This window comes from Alkalihalobacillus sp. BA299 (genome assembly GCF_017745675.1).
Classification (GTDB): domain Bacteria; phylum Bacillota; class Bacilli; order Bacillales; family Bacillaceae_F; genus Alkalihalobacterium.
Genome location: NZ_JAFLJM010000015.1, coordinates 80,197 through 97,857 on the forward strand (window position 1 = coordinate 80,197; position 17,661 = coordinate 97,857).

Below are 17,661 nucleotides of genomic sequence, written 5' to 3' on the forward strand. Positions count from 1 at the left end.
AGGTGAAAAAATGAAATTTTTGAAAAAACAGCTTGAAGACGGAATGTTAACTATCACTTTAAATGACCCCGAACGAAACAATCCTTTAAGTTATCAGTTATGTACGGAGTTAATTACTGTCTTAAAAAAGGCAGAAAATGATTCAGATATAAAAGTCATTATATTAACAGGTCAAGGAAAGTCTTTTTCTGCTGGTGCAGATATTAGAGAGTTTACAGAAGGACTCGAGCAGTCAAGTGTTAGGTTGTATGAAAACGGGAGGGCAGCAACTGCAGAATTATTTTGCTTAGGTGCAAAATATACTAAACCTATCATTGGTGCAATTAATGGCTACGCACTTGGTGGCGGATTTGGTTTAGCATGTCTTTGCCATGTTGCGTTCGCATCAGAAAAAGCAAAGTTTGGATTAACTGAAATTAATATTGGTTTATTCCCTATGGTTGTTTTACCAGTAGTACGAAAAATAATTGGGGAGCGTAAAGCTTTGGAGTTAAGTTTATCTGCAGAAATTTTAAAAGCAAATGAAGCATGTAAACTTGGTGTAATCAATTATGTAGTACCACATGATCATTTGCTTCAAGAGGTGAAAGCGTTCGCAAAAAAGATCGTTAAAAGAAGTCCAGCAGCAATTAAAATAGGGTTAACTGCATTCAATGAAACACATCTTATGGAAAGTAATAGAGCGATTAATTATTTGAACTCGTTACGAGTTGTAAATTATAAGAGTAGTGATTTGTATGAAGGAGCAAAAGCTTTTTTAGAAAAAAGAGAAGCTAATTGGACTGGAGAATGATCTAACCTATTGATGTTTTCTTTCTTTGATAAAATCTACAAACACTTTAACAACAGATAAGCTCAAGTCATTTGTACGGTAAAACATGGAAAGCTTTCTAAATATCGCTTTGTTTTTAGGTGTTTTTAGGTCATGGATGTACAATCCATTATCATTGTTATTTAACATATAGCGTGGAATAATTCCATACCCTAAACCAGTAAGTACCATTTCTCTACAGGCTGCTAGTTTATCTACTTCCATAATGATTAAAGGTGGTTGTGAAAACCAATCCTTCCACCAATTTTCTATTAAAAATTTTAGATCTGGATCTGTTTTATAGTCAATCCTAGGTAGGTTTGGGAGATCACTAAAATTAATAGGATCTTTTGATATTAGACATACTGGATCTTCCTCAATAATAACTTTTGGTCCATTCCAATCATAGTTCCCTCGAATAATACCAATGTGTATTTCTTCGTCGAGGAATGACTTTAAAATTTCATTACTCCACCCTGTTTTCACAATAATTTGTACATCGGGGTAAAGTTTCATGAAATCTTTTAAGATAACAGGTAACTTAAAAAGAGCATAGTTACTAGAGACGCCAATTCTAAGTTCCCCTGTTACCGTGTTATTAATCTCGGACAAACGGTCTCTTAATTGACGTAAATAACCGGTCATACTTCTAGCATAGTCAACAATATATTCACCTTCTTTTGTAAGGTGTAAGCCTTTTTTACCCCTAGTAAAAATTTTAATCGAGAACTCTTCTTCGATTTGTTGAATTCGATAGCTTAAAGCTGGTTGAGAAATATGTAGTTTTTCAGCAGCTTTTGTTATATTACTCGTTTCATTAAGGGTTAATAGTATTGACCAATCTTTATCATTCATGATGAAGAAACCTCCCAACTATAAAATTTTTTTAGTGTAGTACAAAAAAATATATATTTTATTTATTAATAATACCATAATAAAATAATTTTGAAAGTTCAGAAATCGAAGAATGTTAAAAGATTTATAGAAAGGTTAAATAAAACCACCCAAAATTATAGAAAGTGAGGGAATGGAATATGAGACTAGGTGAAGCAATCGTAAAAAAGTTAAAGGTCGCAGGAGTTGATACTGCATTTGGAATACCAGGTGGTGGTACATCTAGTGACTTATTATGTTTAATGGATGAACAAAACATGAAGTTTGTTTTAACCCAAAATGAAACAACAGCAGCGATTATGGCAAGTGTAGTAGGAGAAGTAACAAAAACACCTGGAATATGTGTGACGGATTTAGGACCCGGAGCTTTGCAAATGTCAACCGGCTTGGCATATGCATTATTAGATAGAGCACCGATGATCGCATTAACTGATCGCTATGGAGCGCAAAATGTAGATTATGCCCTGCGTCAAAAAATTTCACATATAGAAGCTTTCAAGCCTGTTACGAAATTAACGAGCACAATTTCTGATAATAACTGGAATCATATGTTAAATCGAGGCTTTACAGTAGCGACAACGCCAAATTATGGTCCTGTCCACTTTGATGTACCGAATGACCTCGTGAAAAAAGAAGTTTCAGATGAGAATTTAACAGTAAACTTATTCGAGCAACAAATGACAGCCGATGAAAAAAATTTAAATAAAATGAAAGAAAAGATTAAGAAGGCGAACTATCCAATAGCAATTGTAGGGTTAGGAATTAATACAGGAAATGGCCAACAATATGAAAGGCTAAAATCATTTATTTCTAAATTACAAATACCTGTATACAAAACCGCAAAAGCTAAAGGGACCATTTCTGATAGTGATGAATTATCATTAGGTGTATTTATGGGTGGGAAGTTAGAAGCTAAAATAATGGAAAAATGTGACCTTATCATTGCAATTGGTCTAGACCCTGTTGAATTACTACCAAAAAAATGGGCATATCCACAGCCTATCGTTTCAATTAGTCACCTTCCTAATGTTGAAGAAATGTATTCTCCAGAATTGGAGGCTATCGGTGACATTGGCATTAGTCTTAGTTTACTAGAAAGCAGTGTCTCCGACTGTTCTAATAGGTGGACGACTCAGGATGTATCTAATTACCGAGAGTATGTGTACCGAACGTTGGAAACAGACGTGGAAGGATTAACAGCTAATGACGTTGTTCTTATATCTCAAGAAATCTTACCTAGAGATGTGTTAATGACAACGGATGTAGGGGCTAGTAAATTGATCGTTTCCCAGCTTTGGAATGCAGACCACCCCCAATCTTTCTTTATCTCTAACGGTCTTGCAACTATGGGATTTGCATTACCAGCTGCAATGGCACTTCAACATGTTTATCCTCATAAAATGGTTGCTTCCTTAACAGGTGATGGCGGATTTATGATGAGAATGAATGATATTGCAACCGCAGTACAAAACGAGTGGCCCGTCATTCAAATTGTATTTTCTGATAAGCGATTAAGTTTAATGGATGTAAAACAAATTAGTAAAGGTTATAAAAGTACGAACGGAAATGGGTTTGTGGCTCCTGATTATGTGAAATTTGCCGAAAGTTTTGGTGCGAATGGCTGGTGTGTAGAAACGAAGGATGAATTAAGAGCTGCATTAAATGATGCGATTAAAATGAATAACCGAATGCCAAGGATTATTGAAGCAAAGATTAACCCTGATGCTTATCACGGACAATTTAATGCGATAAGAGAATTGTAAGGAGGGTAACCGTGATTATTAAAAATAAAATTGTTTGTATGGATACATTGTCTGAAAAAATGAAATTTTTACTTAAAAAATATGTACCTGAAAATAGTGAGCTTATCTTTTGCGAGAATGACCAAGAAACGGAAGAACACATTGCATCGGCTAAAGTTTTGTTGACATTTACTAAAGGTATTTCAAAAGAATGGATCAAAAAAGCAGACGCTTGTAAATGGATTCAAAAATTAGGAGCTGGGGTTAATAATATAGACATTGATGAAGCATCCAAAAGGGGAATTCTAGTTGCGAACGCAAAAGGTATGAATTCCAGGTCAGTAGCAGAGCACGCTGTCTTATTAATGTTATCTGTTTTTAAACATTTAATTCCCGCACATAATGGAATTGTTTATCACGGTGAATGGTTAAAAACAGGCTTAAGAGATTTTTCTTATGAGCTATCAAATAAAAAAGTTGGTTTAATAGGATTAGGAGATATCGGTAAACATGTTGCGAATTTAGTAAAAGGATTTGGATGTCAAGTTTTTTACTATGATATTGCTAGGTTATCTCCTGAAAAAGAAGAAGATCTAGAAATTACCTTTCTAGATATGGATACAATTTTAAAATCGACTGATGTTGTTTCATTACATGTGCCTTTAACAAAAGAAACCTACCATTTAATAAATAAAGAACGACTTTCTTTGATGAAGGAAACAGCCATCCTTATCAACACTTGCCGTGGTGGAGTAATCGACGAGAATTCCTTATATGAAGCTTTGGTAAACCGAAAAATTCTTGGTGCTGGTATTGACGTCTTTGCGCATGAGCCTGTTAGTCAACATCACAAGTTAGCTTCGTTGGAGAATGTAGTATTAACACCACATATTGGTGGAGGAACTGTAGAGGCGATGGAGGCAGTAATCAAGAAATCATGTTCAAATATAAACTCTTTTCTAATCAACAACCACTATGAAAATATAAACGATGTCATAAATATTGAAAAAATAAACAAAGTAAACCATTAATAGCAAGTAAATTTTTTCGGATGTTAAGAGTGTTCATTTAGGTTGAAAAGAGTTTACGCAATGAAAACGATAATGAATACGGTTACGGCAATAATACTAAGGTAGGTGTTTAAGTATTGGAAAAATCATACTCCATTTATAATACGGATTACATTCAACTTGGAAGGCAAGTCTTAAATCAATTAAATGTACCTTCTCGTCATGCGGAAATTGTTATGGAGAACTTATTAGATTCAGATAAAAAAGGAATATATACACATGGATTTTATCGTTTAGATACGTATATTCAGCAAATTAAGAGAGGAAATATTAATCCCAATCCAAAGATCACAAAAGTTAAAGACCATTTAAATATAAAACTACTTGACGGTGATGATGGGTTTGGTTATGTTGTCAGTCAATATGCGATGGAAGAGGCTATAGCTATTAGTGAAAATAGAGGAGTAGGTGTTGTAGGTGTAAGAAAAAGCAATCACTTTGGAGCTGCAGCATATTATGCTGAAATGGCTGCTATGAGGAATCAAATTGGTATTGTTATGACAAATGCCTCACCTGCTATTGCACCGACAGGCAGCTTGAAGCCTGTATTAGGTAATAATCCATGGTCAATCTCTATTCCTACCCATTTAGGTTATCCAATTACTCTTGATATAGCAAATAGTGTATCAGCCAGAGGGAAAATCCGTCTTAAAGCATTAAATGGGGAATCAATTCCATTAGGCTGGGCATTAAATGAGAACGGTGAACCAACAACAGATGCAGAGGAAGCATTAAAAGGTGTTATTTTACCAATTGGTGATTATAAAGGTTATGGAATTACCTTGATGATCGATATTTTAACAGGGGTTCTTACGGGAGCAAAGTTTGGTAATCAAGTTCCGCTAGTCGACCAAGACGGGAAACGGAATAACGGCCATCTTTTTATCTCTTTAGATATTAAAGCATTCATGGAATTAAGTGAATTTAAAGACCGAGTCGACGAACTTATAAAAATTGTAAAATCAGCTCCAAAGATTAGAGAAGAGATTGATATATTACTGCCAGGTGAAAGGGAATGGCAGACAAAGCTTAGTCAAGAACAAGACAAGGTAAAGCTCCCAGAACGAATATTTAACTTTATTCATGCTCTTTCTACGGAATATCATTTGCCATTACCGAAGAATGAGCTCCTAATCTAAATCCAATGTCTCTAAGTGAATAATCAAGTTAAATGGTATATACCTCTAAACGTGGTGAACGGACCACAGTTAGGTGGAGTAAAGATGAAGAACATTGTAATATATTGTATTTCAGCGATTTTCCTTTTGATTCCTGTTTCAGCAGTACGACCAATGACTTCTTTATTTGCAAATGATTTGAAGGCTTCTATGGTCGAAATTGGCTTTATCGTTGCTTGTTACTCGATTACTCCATTATTTATTGCTATTAGGGCGGGACGGTTTGTCGATCGAATAGGTGAAAAACTTCCGTTGATGGTAGGTTCGATCGGAATGACTATAGCCGTAGTTTTACCTTACTTTTTTCCATACTTGTTTATGTTATATATCTCACAATTAATATTAGGCGGTTCACAGCTGCTGGCCCTAGTAGCACTTCAAAACGGGGTAGGTCGTTCCGTACCAATAGAAAAGCGGGACAAAGCCATAGGAACTTTTAGTCTATGTGTATCTTTTGCGATGATGCTTGGGCCTTTAATAGGCGGCTACTCCGTTGAACATAATAGTTTTTCCATTTCATATTTACTTATATCTTTTTTTTCGATTGTACCATTGATTTTGAGCCTATTTATTATTTCTTCTAGATCAGAAGGAGAAAAGGAGCCTGCTGCGAAAGGTTTTAATAATGTATTAGATTTGCTCATTATTCCAGGCTTAAAACGGTCGATTATCGTAAGTATGATTATTTTAGCTGGTTTAGATATTTTTTATGTGTATTATCCATTATTCGCTACTTCCATTGGGTTAAGTCCATTACAAATTGGTTGGATTTTAACGATTCAAGCATTTGCAAGTATTATAACAAGACTTTTCATGCCTTTTCTAGTTTCGAAGTTTGGAAGGGTAAAAGTATTATATGTTTTTATGTTTTTTGGCGCGATCGCCTATGCTAGTATTGCTTTTTTTGAACATTTTGTAATTATTGCACTCCTTACTGTCATTCTTGGATTCGGATTAGGGATTACTCAGCCATTAACAACGATCATATCCTATAATCTAGCACCGAAAGGCCACACTGGCGAAGTACTCGGTTTAAGATTAGCAGGTAACAGACTTTCTCAGGTGATCATACCTTTGTTATTTGCCGGGTTAAGTAATTTTATCGGTTTAGGCTTCATTTTTATAATAAAAGCTATTGCTTTAGGGGGAGGAGCAATATTAGCAAAAGGCATCCAAGAGAAAGAAGATGAGGTACAAAATGAATATCGTGTAAATTGCAGTATTAAAAGTAAATGAGGTGGGCTGATGTGAAAATAGTGATTTTAGATGACTGGGAAAATATAACTGATAGTGTTGGAGACCTAGATAAGTTAAGGAAATTTGCAGATGTTTTGATTTATCATGATCAACCTACCGTAGGAACATTGAAAGAAAGGCTTCAATATGTTGATATTATAGTCCTTTTCCGAGAGCGAACGAAAATCACTAAAGAAATACTAGATGCTATGAATAATATTAAATTAATCGCACAAACAGGAACTGGTTTAGCACATCTTGATTTATACGAAATAAATAAACGAGGAATTCCGGTATCAACTACACCAGGTGGATCAATCGCTGCAATGACTGAACTTACATTTACGTTTATCTTGGCCTTAAGTAGAAATTTATTTAACTTAACAACACAGATGAAGGAAGGAGTCTGGCCGTTAACAGTCGGCTGTAATTTATCAAAAAAAACAATCGGGATAATTGGACTCGGAAAAATCGGTTCTTCGGTTGCTAATATAGCAAAAGCTTTTGGTATGCGTGTTATCGCCTGGGGCCCAACATTGACTCAAGAACGTGCTGCATCAGTAGGTGTTGAATATGTTAGTCTCGAGCAATTACTACAAGAAAGTCATTTTGTAACCGTACATTTACGATTAAATGAAAACACTAAACAATTACTAAACGCCAAACATTTTGAACTGATGCGAGAGGATGCCTATTTTATTAATACATCGAGAGGACAGATAATAAACGAGGACGCGTTGGTTGAGGCTTTACAAAAGCGATCAATTCGTGGAGCTGGGCTTGACGTTTTTACTAAAGAACCGTTAGAACCCAACCACCCTCTCCTTAAATTAGATAATGTAGTTTTATCACCTCATATTGGCTGGAAGACAGATGAGACATTTGACAATTTTATAAAAAGAACTGTCGAAAACATAGAAAGCTTTTATATATATAACAAACCAATAAATATTGCTAATCAGCAATATATCAAACAAGAATTGGAGGAAAAAAGGTGACATTTGAACTGAAAAATAATCCGATAAAAACGGCAATTCGTCAAGGAAAAACCTCCTTTGGGATTTATTTGGCTGCACCATCTCCGGTAATTGTAGAACTTGCTGGTTTAGCTGGTTTTGACTGGGTACGTTTTGACTGGGCACACTCCCCACTAGATTTATTTCAAATTGAGAATATGGTCAGAGCAGCAGAGTGCCGGGGCATAGCACCATTCATACGCTTAGAAAATGACCAGCAAAAAATTGCTAGTGTTTTAGAGATGGGTGTCATGGGAATTATTGTTCCAGATATATCGACTACAGAAGAGACAAAGGCAGTCGTTGCTGCAGCTAAATTTTCCCCAGTTGGCGATCGCGGCATGTTTTCATGTCCAAGAAAATCAGGTTACGGCATAATTGATGGTGCTGCCTTTAAGCAATGGACAAATGAGGAAGTGATGGTTGGGATTCAAATTGAAAGCATTCAAGCAATGGAAAATTTAGAAAGTATTCTAAGTGTTCCAGGAATTGATTTCGTGCTAAGTGGACGTGGTGATCTTTCTAATGCGTTAGGGGTTCCTGGACAAAAAAATCATCCGTCAGTGCTAGAAGCGGAGGAAAAGATATTTAAAATAGCTAAGTCAAAAGGGATTTCTATTTCACCACAACTTGATCCAACAGCCGAAGACTTTAATGAAATGGTTCATGAATGGATTGAAAAAGGGGCAAATGTAATTTCCTTTGGTCATGATCTAACATTAATCAGGAAATCGTTTGAAAATGTTGTTAAAGTAGCAAAGCAAGCTAACCAAAATTAATCTTCATAGGATCGTAACCCGTCTGCCTAAATTGAAAAAGGTGGATGTCATAAAAAAAACAAATCGATAATTTTTAAAGGGGCTGTCACAATGTCGAATAAGTATAAAATGTTTATTGATGGAGAATGGGTGGATAGTTCAACAAATGAAAGATTGGAAACGGTTAACCCTTATAATCAAGAAGTATGGGCAACGATTCCACAAGCATCTAATAAGGATATAGATGATTCAATTTCAGCAGCAAGAACAGCCTTTGAAACGATATGGAAAAAGATCAGCGGAGCGGAACGGGCAAATATGATGGTAAAGCTGGCTGACCTATTAGATCAAGAGGCTGAAAGAATGTCAATTCTTGAAACGACAGACAATGGAAAATTAATTCGTGAAACAAAAAATCAAATGCATTTTTCTGCTAAAGGTTATCGTTTTTTTGCCGGCCTCACCGATAAGATATATGGTGAGGTTATCCCCCTTGAAAACCAAGATTTATTTGATTATACCCGCCGAGAACCGCTTGGAGTAGCCGTATTAATTACTTCCTGGAATTCACCAATTTCTCTTTTAACTAATAAACTAGCACCAGCACTAGCAGCTGGAAATACAGTTGTCATTAAACCTTCTGAGCATGCTAGTGTTACAACTTTAGAGCTTGGCAAATTGGTCGAGAAGGCTGGCTTCCCACCTGGAGTGGTAAATATCATTACTGGTGATGGCAGGGTAGGAGACTATCTTACAAAACATCCTAATATCAACAAAATAAGTTTTACAGGTGGCACTGAAACCGGAAAGAGAATTTCGAGAAATGCTAGCGAAAATTTAGTTCCGGTTACCCTTGAACTTGGTGGTAAATCACCGAATATTATCTTCGAAGATGCTGAAATTGATCGAGCAGTAACGGGTGCTGTTGCAGGAATATTTGCTGCTTCGGGACAAACTTGTATTGCGGGTTCAAGATTATTAGTTCACAGGCCCATCTATAATCAGGTTTTAACAAAACTAGTAGAAAAAGCAAAAACGATCAAATTAGGAAATCCTTTGGATCCTACTACCGAAATGGGACCTGCCGCAAATGAAGCTCAATATAGTAGGATTCTTTCTATGATCGAGGCTGGAAAGGAGAGTGGTGCAGATCTTGTTCTCGGTGGAAACGAAGTTAATGGGGAAGGCTTAGAAAAAGGGTATTTTGTTCCGCCAACCATCTTCGCCAATGTAGAAAACTCTATGTCTATTGCTCAAGAGGAAATATTTGGTCCAGTTCTAAGTGTTATTCCCTTTAAGGACGAAGATGAGGTTTTACAGCTGGCCAATGAAAGCAAATTTGGCTTAGCTTCCGGTGTATGGACAACAGATATGAGAAAGGTTCATCGTCTTTCACGGGAAATTCAAGCTGGGACAGTTTGGATTAATACTTATCGAACCGCAGCCCCTTCCGCACCTTTTGGCGGAGTGAAAATGAGCGGGTATGGAAGAGAGCGTTGTATACAGGCAATCCATGATTATACAAGGATTAAAAATGTAATGATCAATTATGCAGAAGATGATAGAGACCCTTTCTCCATGCAAACCAAATAAATATCTAATAAATCATAGTTCGAATTAAACAGCCATTCCTACAAATTACTGGAATGGCTAGTTTTATTGAAAAAATTGATATATTAGTAGACCGGGCATAAACCTTTAACATTATTAATACCTAAATACCTAGATCGTCTTGGGCGACTTATTAAATATTTTAGCTGATTCCTCAAGAAAACTAACAAATGGGTTTGAAAAACTGGATACTCCAAAAAATAAAATCCTTACTTCTAGTGGAAAAGCGTCCCGAATCGACATATAAAATTTTTTTATCCTTTTAATAAAATAACCGTATTTTATTTATTACAATTCACATTTTATAATATTCTTATAATTCTAAAAATAAATAGGAGGATTTTATGAATATTAATCAAGGATTAGAAACGGATGTATTAATAGTAGGTGCAGGTAATGCTGCAATGTGTGCTGCTTTGTCGGCACGGGAAAAAGGAGTGAAAGTAACGGTACTAGAAAGATCCCCTAAAAAAGAACGAGGAGGTAACAGTACATTTACTGCTGGTGCAATTCGTTTTGCATATAACGGTATCGAAGATTTAAAGAAAGTTGTAACGGATTTAACGGATGAAGAAATTGCAAATACAGACTTTGGTACTTATACAGAAGAACAATTCTTTGATGACATGTGTCGTGTTACACAGTATCGTACAAATCCTGAGTTAGCGGATATCCTTGTTAGTGAAAGTTTAAATACAATGATTTGGATGCGGTCTAAGAAAATACGCTTTGCACCAATATATGGACGACAAGCTTTTAAAGTAGATGGAAAGTTTAAGTTCTGGGGGGGATTAACTGTTGAAGCAGTTGGTGGTGGTCCAGGTTTAGTAGATTCACTTCACGAAACTGCTGAACGTGAGGGTATTGAAGTTTTATATAATGCTCAAGCAATTGAACTCCTTCATGATGATAACGGTGTACATGGTGTACGAGCCAAAATAAAAGGTAAATCAACTGAAATCAACGCAAAATCTGTTATTTTAGCTGCTGGTGGTTTCCAAGCGAACTCCGAAATGCGTACCCGATACCTAGGTCCAGATTGGGAATTAGCTAAAGTCCGTGGTACAAAATACAATACTGGTGATGGTATTAAAATGGCATTAGATATTGGTGCTATGCCCTATGGACATTGGTCTGGTTCCCATGCAGTTGGTTGGGATCGTAACGCACCAGAATTTGGGGATTTAAGTGTAGGGGATGGATTTCAAAAGCATAGTTACCCATTTGGCATCATGATTAATGCAAATGGTGAACGTTTTGTTGATGAAGGAGCCGACTTCCGTAACTATACGTATGCAAAATATGGCCGAGTAATATTACAACAGCCAGGTCAGTTTGCATGGCAAATATTTGACCAAAAAGTTACTCACCTATTAAGAGATGAGTATCACATTAAACAAGTAACAAAGGTTAAGGCAAAAACATTAGAAGAGTTAGTTCAAAAATTGGATGGTGTGAATACAGAAGCTGCTTTAAAAAATATTAAGGAATATAACGACTCAATTAAAAAAGATGTCGAGTTCAATCCAAACATTAAAGATGGACGATGTACTAATGGATTGAATATTCCAAAATCAAACTGGGCTAATACAATCGAAGAGGGACCATTTGAAGCCTATGCGGTTACTTGTGGTATCACATTTACTTTCGGTGGATTGCGTATTAATCCACAAACGGAGGTTCAAGATACATCTGAAACTTCAATTCCAGGACTATATGCGGCAGGAGAATTAGTTGGTGGATTATTCTACTTCAACTATCCAGGTGGAACTGGTTTAATGGGTGGAGCAGTATTTGGCAAAATTGCAGGAGAACAAGCTGCTACATTTGCTTTAAAAGAACTTAATCACGCGTAGGTTTTCCCTCTTCATAAATTAGGATAAAGTATAACTCAGTCTTATAAAATTAAGTCTTATCTATAAAGGAGGAAACGAAGTGAAGATCCTTGTTTTACTAAAACAAACGTTCGATACTGAAGAATCAATTTTAATTGAAAATGGAGAAATCAGTGAAGAGGGCGTAAAGTTTATTATTAATCCGTATGATGAATATGCTGTTGAGGAAGCAGTTACATTAAAGGAAGAACATGGCGGAGAAGTCACTGCAATTTCATTAGGACCTGATCGTGTCCAGGAAGCTCTACGCACATCCCTAGCAATGGGAGTAGATAAGGCCATTCATATTAATGATGAAGAACTGTTTGGTGATGAGTTGAAAATTGCAAAGGTTCTGGCTGCTGTTATTAAAGACCAGGAATTTGATATTATTCTAGGCGGATATATGGCAGTAGACGATGGTTCAGCTCAGGTTGGCCCTCGTGTAGCGGAAGAATTAGATATTCCACACCTTTCTACAGTAGTTAATTTAAAGATAGAAGATAATAAAGCTATAGTAGATAGAGATGTTGAAGGAAATACGGAGAAAATTGAAGTAGAGCTGCCAGTATTGATCACTGCACAACAAGGTTTGAACGAACCCCGTTACCCAGCATTAACCTCTATTATGAAAGCAAAGAGAAAACCATATGTAGAAATAGAGGAAGATGATATCCAATTACCAGAAGGATTAGCCAGTAAAACTGAATTGGTAGAACAATTCCTTCCTCCAAAAAAAGAGGGAGGTAAGATCTTAGAAGGTGAGATTACAAATCAAGTTAAAGAAGTTGTACAGTTGCTTAAAATTAAAGAAAAGGTAGTTTAGTTGTTTGAATGAAGGAGGAGAAGCCTAATGTCGAGAAACATATTAGTTTTTGTGGAAACGAAAGGTCAAAAACTACGTAATGTTACGTTAGAGGCGCTTTCGGCAGCACAACAAGTGGCTGATGGCGGCACAATTCAGGCAGTCCTATTAGGGACAGATTTTGAGAAGGATGTACCAAAAATCCTCGCAGAATATGGTGCCAACCAGATTTATTCTGTCAAAGACGAGCAATTAAATCAATATACTAGTGAAGCCTATTCACAAGCATTTGTTCAAGTGGTTGAAGAACTAAAACCAGATGTTATATTATGCGGTCATACTGCAATTGGAAGGGACTTTTCACCACGTGTTGCAGCTAAACTTAATCTTGGAATGATTTCTGATATTACTAAAATTGATCTTAATGGCGATGAGTTGGTGTTTACTCGCCCTATCTATTCTGGAAAGGCATTTGCAAAAAAACGTGTAATCAAAGATACCATTTATGCAACTATTCGACCTAACAACATTACAATAATAAAGCCTGAAAAATCGAAAAATGCTAATATAATAAATCTTCACGTTTCTATTAAGCCACTACGAACAATTGTTAGAGAAGTTTTAACAAGTGCTACTGGTGGAGTAGATTTAACAGAAGCAAAAGTTGTTGTTTCTGGTGGTCGAGGTGTTAAGAGTGCAAAAGGATTTGAACCGTTAAAAGAATTAGCAAGCGTCCTTGGTGGTGCAATTGGTGCATCAAGGGGAGCATGTGACCAAGATTACTGTGATTATTCAATGCAAATTGGTCAAACAGGTAAGGTAGTTACTCCTGATTTGTATATTGCTTGTGGAATTTCTGGAGCCATTCAACATTTAGCAGGTATGTCAAATTCAAAAGTTATCCTAGCAATTAATAAAGATCCAGAAGCTCCAATTTTTAAAGTAGCGGATTATGGAATTGTTGGAGACTTATTTGAAGTGGTTCCTTTACTTACAGAAGAGTTTAAAAAGCTAATTGAAGAAGTAACGGTTTGATTTTCTTGTCACCATTTAAACTTCCAAAATACCACTTTAATGTATAATTAATTTTATTGGCTCTTCTAGCTATCCATGGGGTATTAATGAAAAACTCGTTGATAAAGGTACTTTAATAATTAATTTTACTGTGGGCTATAGAGTCATAAATTAGCCTTTCACCCTATTAAAAAATTATTGTAGCCGTCTTAAAATAATATGGCGGCTCCTTTTATACTCTGCTTCCTCATCAACATGAATAATTGAAAAATATAGTATTGAGAAAGAAACCCACGAAAATATCCTTACTTTAAAGATGGATTAAAGTGATAGTTCAACTGTAATTTAGGGTGGTTTAGCTATAGATGTATTTTTATTAAAGCGTAATTTTATCGACTAACCATTTTATTCCTAATGCAAGTGCAATGTAAATTGGAAATGAGTATATATGTTTCCAATAATTCATTTCATAAAATTCGAGCCAAATCATTAGTGGTTCACCGATAAAGGAAAAAATAAGAGATGCGACAACCATAGCCCAAAAGAAAGATTTCCAACTCTTAAAATATTGATAAACCACCATATATATTACAGGGAAAATTGTTAAATCAGCTGGAAACATAGGAGGATAAATAGGTATTAAGGTATGAGGGTATGACCATAAATGAAAATTCCAGCCTATAATATCTAGGAAAGTGGCAAGTAAAGTAATCAATAGTCCATATAAAACAATTGCTGTACTGCGGGATCGATCGAATACTTTCCACCAAATAAACCATGGTATAATCGTGAGTGCTAAGAGCAACCACCAATCCCAGCCAAATAGATCATGCTTTATCCAATGCTCCTGGAGCAGTTCAGTAAATTTTTTTTGCACTTTGTCTATTTCCTCGTGGGAAGGATGTATGTTATTCCCCATTTGCTATCCCTTTCTTGTTAATCAAACTTATCTTTTAATTTTATATTTTCTTATTTAGGTAATAATTATTCCACTACATCCTGTTGCCTTAACTAACTTTCATGTATCTTGTCAATCGCTTTTTGTTACGTAATAATAGTAAAAGGCGTTTTATAAGAAGTTAATTTGATCAGAAACTAATAGGTGTTTTTTTTATTAGGCTTTTCACTATTATTGGTAAAATCTAACCATTTCTTTGGAATTTATGAAATTTAGAGGATGTATTTTTATGAAGGGTAGACCTATATTTAAGTTACAGACAACGATTATTTTGCTTGTTTGTAGTGTCGTAATTTTGGCTATGTTTGTTACCCATATATTGATCGGTGCTACGGTTACAAATGATGCACAAAACAATTTAGAAGAAAAAGCAATGATCATTGCGCGTACTGTTGCAAAAACACCAACGGTAATTGAAGGGATGAGCGGTGTAAGACCAGAACAAGAAATCCAAGAATATGTAGAAGAAATCCGACAAACAACAAATGTGAATTTTATTGTTGTGTTTGATATGAATGGAATTCGAAAATCACACCCCGACCCAAGTAAAATCGGACAGCATTTTGTCGGGGGCGATGAAAGGAATGTGCTAAGAGGAGAAGAGCATATTTCTATAGCTCGAGGTACGTTAGGCTTATCACTCAGAGCTTTTACACCGATATATTCTCCTACGGGGGTACAATTAGGTGCAGTATCAGTAGGCATATCACTAGAAAATGTAAAGGATACAGTTGCTAAAAGTAGAAACATCATATACATTGGGGGTATCTTTGGTACATTAATTGGAATAGTTGGGGCTATTTTATTAGCCGTACGGATTAAAAAAATATTATTTGGTTTAGAGCCCCAAGCGATTGCAAGAGTATTAGAAGAGAGAAATGCTATGCTTCAGTCCATGTTTGAAGGGGTAGTTGCTGTTGATCAAAATGGATCTATTACATTAGCCAATGGCAAAGCACGAAAGTTGTTTCATCAAGCCAATTTAAGGGGGGACCCTGTTGGTCAAAAGGTGGACAACTATATAGAAAGCATACAGCTAAGTAAGGTTGTGTCAACAGGGAAATCGATGTTTAACAGGGAAACTGAAATGAATGGATTACACTTATTAGTAAACTGTGTACCGTTATATGTTAACGGGGAAATTGTTGGGGCGATTGCAACGTTTCGTGATAAAACCGAAGTGAAAGTTTTAGCTGAGCAACTAACAGGTGCACGTATGTACGCTAGTGCTCTTCGTGCCCAAACACACGAATTCATGAATAAACTGCAAGTCATTCTTGGAATGGTTCATATGAAGTTTTACGATAGAATAAGTCCTTACATCAATCAAATTACAAACCATTATCAAGAGGAGATCGGTTTTATCTTAAGGAGAATAAAGGATCCGGTATTGGCAGGTTTTATACTTGCGAAAATGAGTTATGCCAGGGAACAGGGAATAGAACTAACCTTATCCGAAGATTCCATGATCCCTGAACCAAAAAATCAAGACTTAACACATGAAATTGTAAAAATTCTCGGCAATTTAATTGACAATTCGATTGATGCTTTAGAAGGAAGTAATAAAAAATCTATACATGTCCTGTTAGCTTATCATGAAAAACAAGAGTTATTAACGATTAACGTAAGTGATACAGGGTCTGGTATGAGTGAAACATTAAAGAAGAAAATCTTCGAGCAGGGATTTTCAACCAAAGAAGAAGATAGAGGCTACGGTTTATATATACTCCAGCATAGTCTAGAAAACTTAAACGGACAGTTAAATATTAGCTCTGAAGAGAATGTTGGAACAACTTTTCATATTACAATACCCTATAAGAGCAAGGATGAATAAAAGATGATTAATGTACTAATCGTTGAAGACGATCCGATGGTAGCTGAATTTAACAAGTTGTATCTTGAACAAATGGAAGGTTTTTCTCTAGTTTCAGTCGCTTCAACTTCTAAAGAAGCCCTCGAGCTAATCGATCAAAAAAAATATGACCTTATTTTGCTTGATATTTATATGCCTGGAATGAATGGGTTAGAGTTTCTAACAGAAATAAGAAAGCTCGAAAAAGCGATTGATGTGATTATTATTTCTGCAGCTAACGATAAACTAAGTATAGAAAAGGCTTTAAGAAATGGGGCTGTTGATTACTTAATAAAGCCTTTTAATTTCGAACGTTTTCAAGAGGCATTAAATAGATATCGAAACGAAAAAATACAGATGGAGGATCATGAAACTTTTAATCAAGTAGAGTTGGATCGTTTTATATTTCATAAGCAAAACGATGCAACACCACAAAAGCAGTTACCAAAAGGACTTACAAGAAATACGTTGAATACTATTTGGAATATGATTTTGGAAATGAAAGACCAATCGTTTACTACAGAAGAACTTGGTACTCGTGTTGGAATATCTAGAGTATCAATTAGGAAATACTTAGCCTTTTTACATGAAATTGGTGTTATTAACGAAGAGATTGTTTACGGATCTGTCGGTAGACCACTCAACCAGTATACATATAATCCATCAAAAAGCAGTTTAATAAAACACTATTTGTAAGCGTGCTAGCATGCTTACTTTTTTTATTTACAAAATGATTTATTAAATTAAATAAGCTTATACTCTATTTTCAAATAATTTAGAATAGACAACAAGACGTCACAAAATCTACTAAAAAATTCACACCATTGTTGTAATTCATCTAT

At 35.6% G+C, this 17,661-nt stretch carries 15 protein-coding genes; 13 read left to right on the forward strand and 2 right to left on the reverse strand.

The window, feature by feature from the left end; genetic code table 11:
- Positions 1-10 precede the first annotated feature (10 nt).
- Entirely contained in the window at positions 11-793 is a 783-nt protein-coding gene (locus J0N78_RS18505; RefSeq protein ID WP_209124587.1) for an enoyl-CoA hydratase/isomerase family protein, read from the forward strand.
- Between the two features lie 6 nt (positions 794-799).
- Here J0N78_RS18505 and J0N78_RS18510 read toward each other — a convergent pair whose 3' ends face one another.
- Positions 800-1,666, reverse strand: coding sequence for a LysR family transcriptional regulator (locus J0N78_RS18510; protein WP_209124588.1), 867 nt, complete (start codon positions 1,664-1,666; stop codon positions 800-802).
- Positions 1,667-1,845: 179 nt separating this feature from the next.
- On the opposite strand from J0N78_RS18510, the gene J0N78_RS18515 reads away from it, so the two are divergent.
- From J0N78_RS18515 to J0N78_RS18560, 10 genes are all read left to right on the forward strand, one after another.
- A complete protein-coding gene (locus tag J0N78_RS18515; RefSeq protein ID WP_209124589.1) occupies positions 1,846-3,468 on the forward strand; it encodes a thiamine pyrophosphate-binding protein in 1,623 nt (540 codons plus the stop codon).
- 11 nt (positions 3,469-3,479) lie between these two features.
- Positions 3,480-4,478, forward strand: a complete 999-nt coding sequence (locus J0N78_RS18520; protein WP_209124590.1) for a 2-hydroxyacid dehydrogenase — start codon at positions 3,480-3,482, stop codon at positions 4,476-4,478.
- 116 nt (positions 4,479-4,594) lie between these two features.
- Entirely contained in the window at positions 4,595-5,656 is a 1,062-nt protein-coding gene (locus J0N78_RS18525) for an Ldh family oxidoreductase (RefSeq protein WP_209124592.1), read from the forward strand.
- A gap of 84 nt (positions 5,657-5,740) precedes the next feature.
- A complete protein-coding gene (locus J0N78_RS18530) occupies positions 5,741-6,931 on the forward strand; it encodes an MFS transporter (protein WP_209124594.1) in 1,191 nt (396 codons plus the stop codon).
- A gap of 11 nt (positions 6,932-6,942) precedes the next feature.
- A complete protein-coding gene (locus J0N78_RS18535; RefSeq protein WP_209124596.1) occupies positions 6,943-7,929 on the forward strand; it encodes a D-2-hydroxyacid dehydrogenase family protein in 987 nt (328 codons plus the stop codon).
- Positions 7,926-8,726 (forward strand): HpcH/HpaI aldolase family protein, encoded by an 801-nt coding sequence (locus tag J0N78_RS18540; RefSeq protein ID WP_209124597.1) that lies wholly within the window; start codon positions 7,926-7,928, stop codon positions 8,724-8,726. Before J0N78_RS18535 ends, J0N78_RS18540 begins: the two co-directional genes overlap by 4 nt.
- Positions 8,727-8,816: 90 nt before the next feature.
- Positions 8,817-10,298, forward strand: a complete 1,482-nt coding sequence (locus tag J0N78_RS18545) for an aldehyde dehydrogenase (protein ID WP_209124599.1) — start codon at positions 8,817-8,819, stop codon at positions 10,296-10,298.
- A gap of 362 nt (positions 10,299-10,660) precedes the next feature.
- Positions 10,661-12,172, forward strand: coding sequence for an FAD-dependent tricarballylate dehydrogenase TcuA (tcuA, locus tag J0N78_RS18550; protein ID WP_209124601.1), 1,512 nt, complete (start codon positions 10,661-10,663; stop codon positions 12,170-12,172).
- Positions 12,173-12,251: 79 nt separating this feature from the next.
- The gene (locus J0N78_RS18555; RefSeq protein WP_209124603.1) at positions 12,252-13,016 is read left to right on the forward strand and encodes an electron transfer flavoprotein subunit beta/FixA family protein; all 765 of its coding nucleotides are present in this window, start codon (positions 12,252-12,254) and stop codon (positions 13,014-13,016) included.
- Positions 13,017-13,043: 27 nt separating this feature from the next.
- Complete coding sequence (locus J0N78_RS18560) at positions 13,044-14,030, forward strand: electron transfer flavoprotein subunit alpha/FixB family protein (RefSeq protein ID WP_209124604.1); 987 nt, start codon at positions 13,044-13,046, stop codon at positions 14,028-14,030.
- A 355-nt stretch (positions 14,031-14,385) separates the two neighbouring features.
- Here J0N78_RS18560 and J0N78_RS18565 read toward each other — a convergent pair whose 3' ends face one another.
- Positions 14,386-14,928 (reverse strand): CBO0543 family protein, encoded by a 543-nt coding sequence (locus J0N78_RS18565; protein ID WP_209124606.1) that lies wholly within the window; start codon positions 14,926-14,928, stop codon positions 14,386-14,388.
- Between the two features lie 268 nt (positions 14,929-15,196).
- Here J0N78_RS18565 and dcuS point away from each other — a divergent pair, with 268 nt between their 5' ends.
- Positions 15,197-16,801, forward strand: a complete 1,605-nt coding sequence (dcuS, locus tag J0N78_RS18570; RefSeq protein ID WP_209124608.1) for a DcuS/MalK family sensor histidine kinase — start codon at positions 15,197-15,199, stop codon at positions 16,799-16,801.
- Positions 16,802-16,804: 3 nt separating this feature from the next.
- Positions 16,805-17,515: a response regulator gene (locus J0N78_RS18575; RefSeq protein WP_209124609.1), complete on the forward strand. Its 711-nt coding sequence runs from the start codon at positions 16,805-16,807 to the stop codon at positions 17,513-17,515.
- The last annotated feature ends 146 nt before the right edge of the window (positions 17,516-17,661 follow it).

Bases quoted from the DNA above. Each gene is read 5' to 3' on its own strand.
- J0N78_RS18560 (WP_209124604.1), top strand. From the start codon at position 13,044: ATGTCGAGAAACATATTAGTTTTTGTGGAAACGAAAGGTCAAAAACTA.
- J0N78_RS18545 (WP_209124599.1), top strand. From the start codon at position 8,817: ATGTCGAATAAGTATAAAATGTTTATTGATGGAGAATGGGTGGATAGT.
- J0N78_RS18510 (WP_209124588.1), bottom strand. From the start codon at position 1,666: ATGAATGATAAAGATTGGTCAATACTATTAACCCTTAATGAAACGAGT.
- dcuS (WP_209124608.1), top strand. From the start codon at position 15,197: ATGAAGGGTAGACCTATATTTAAGTTACAGACAACGATTATTTTGCTT.
- J0N78_RS18565 (WP_209124606.1), bottom strand. From the start codon at position 14,928: ATGGGGAATAACATACATCCTTCCCACGAGGAAATAGACAAAGTGCAA.
- J0N78_RS18515 (WP_209124589.1), top strand. From the start codon at position 1,846: ATGAGACTAGGTGAAGCAATCGTAAAAAAGTTAAAGGTCGCAGGAGTT.
- tcuA (WP_209124601.1), top strand. From the start codon at position 10,661: ATGAATATTAATCAAGGATTAGAAACGGATGTATTAATAGTAGGTGCA.
- J0N78_RS18575 (WP_209124609.1), top strand. From the start codon at position 16,805: ATGATTAATGTACTAATCGTTGAAGACGATCCGATGGTAGCTGAATTT.
- J0N78_RS18530 (WP_209124594.1), top strand. From the start codon at position 5,741: ATGAAGAACATTGTAATATATTGTATTTCAGCGATTTTCCTTTTGATT.
- J0N78_RS18505 (WP_209124587.1), top strand. From the start codon at position 11: ATGAAATTTTTGAAAAAACAGCTTGAAGACGGAATGTTAACTATCACT.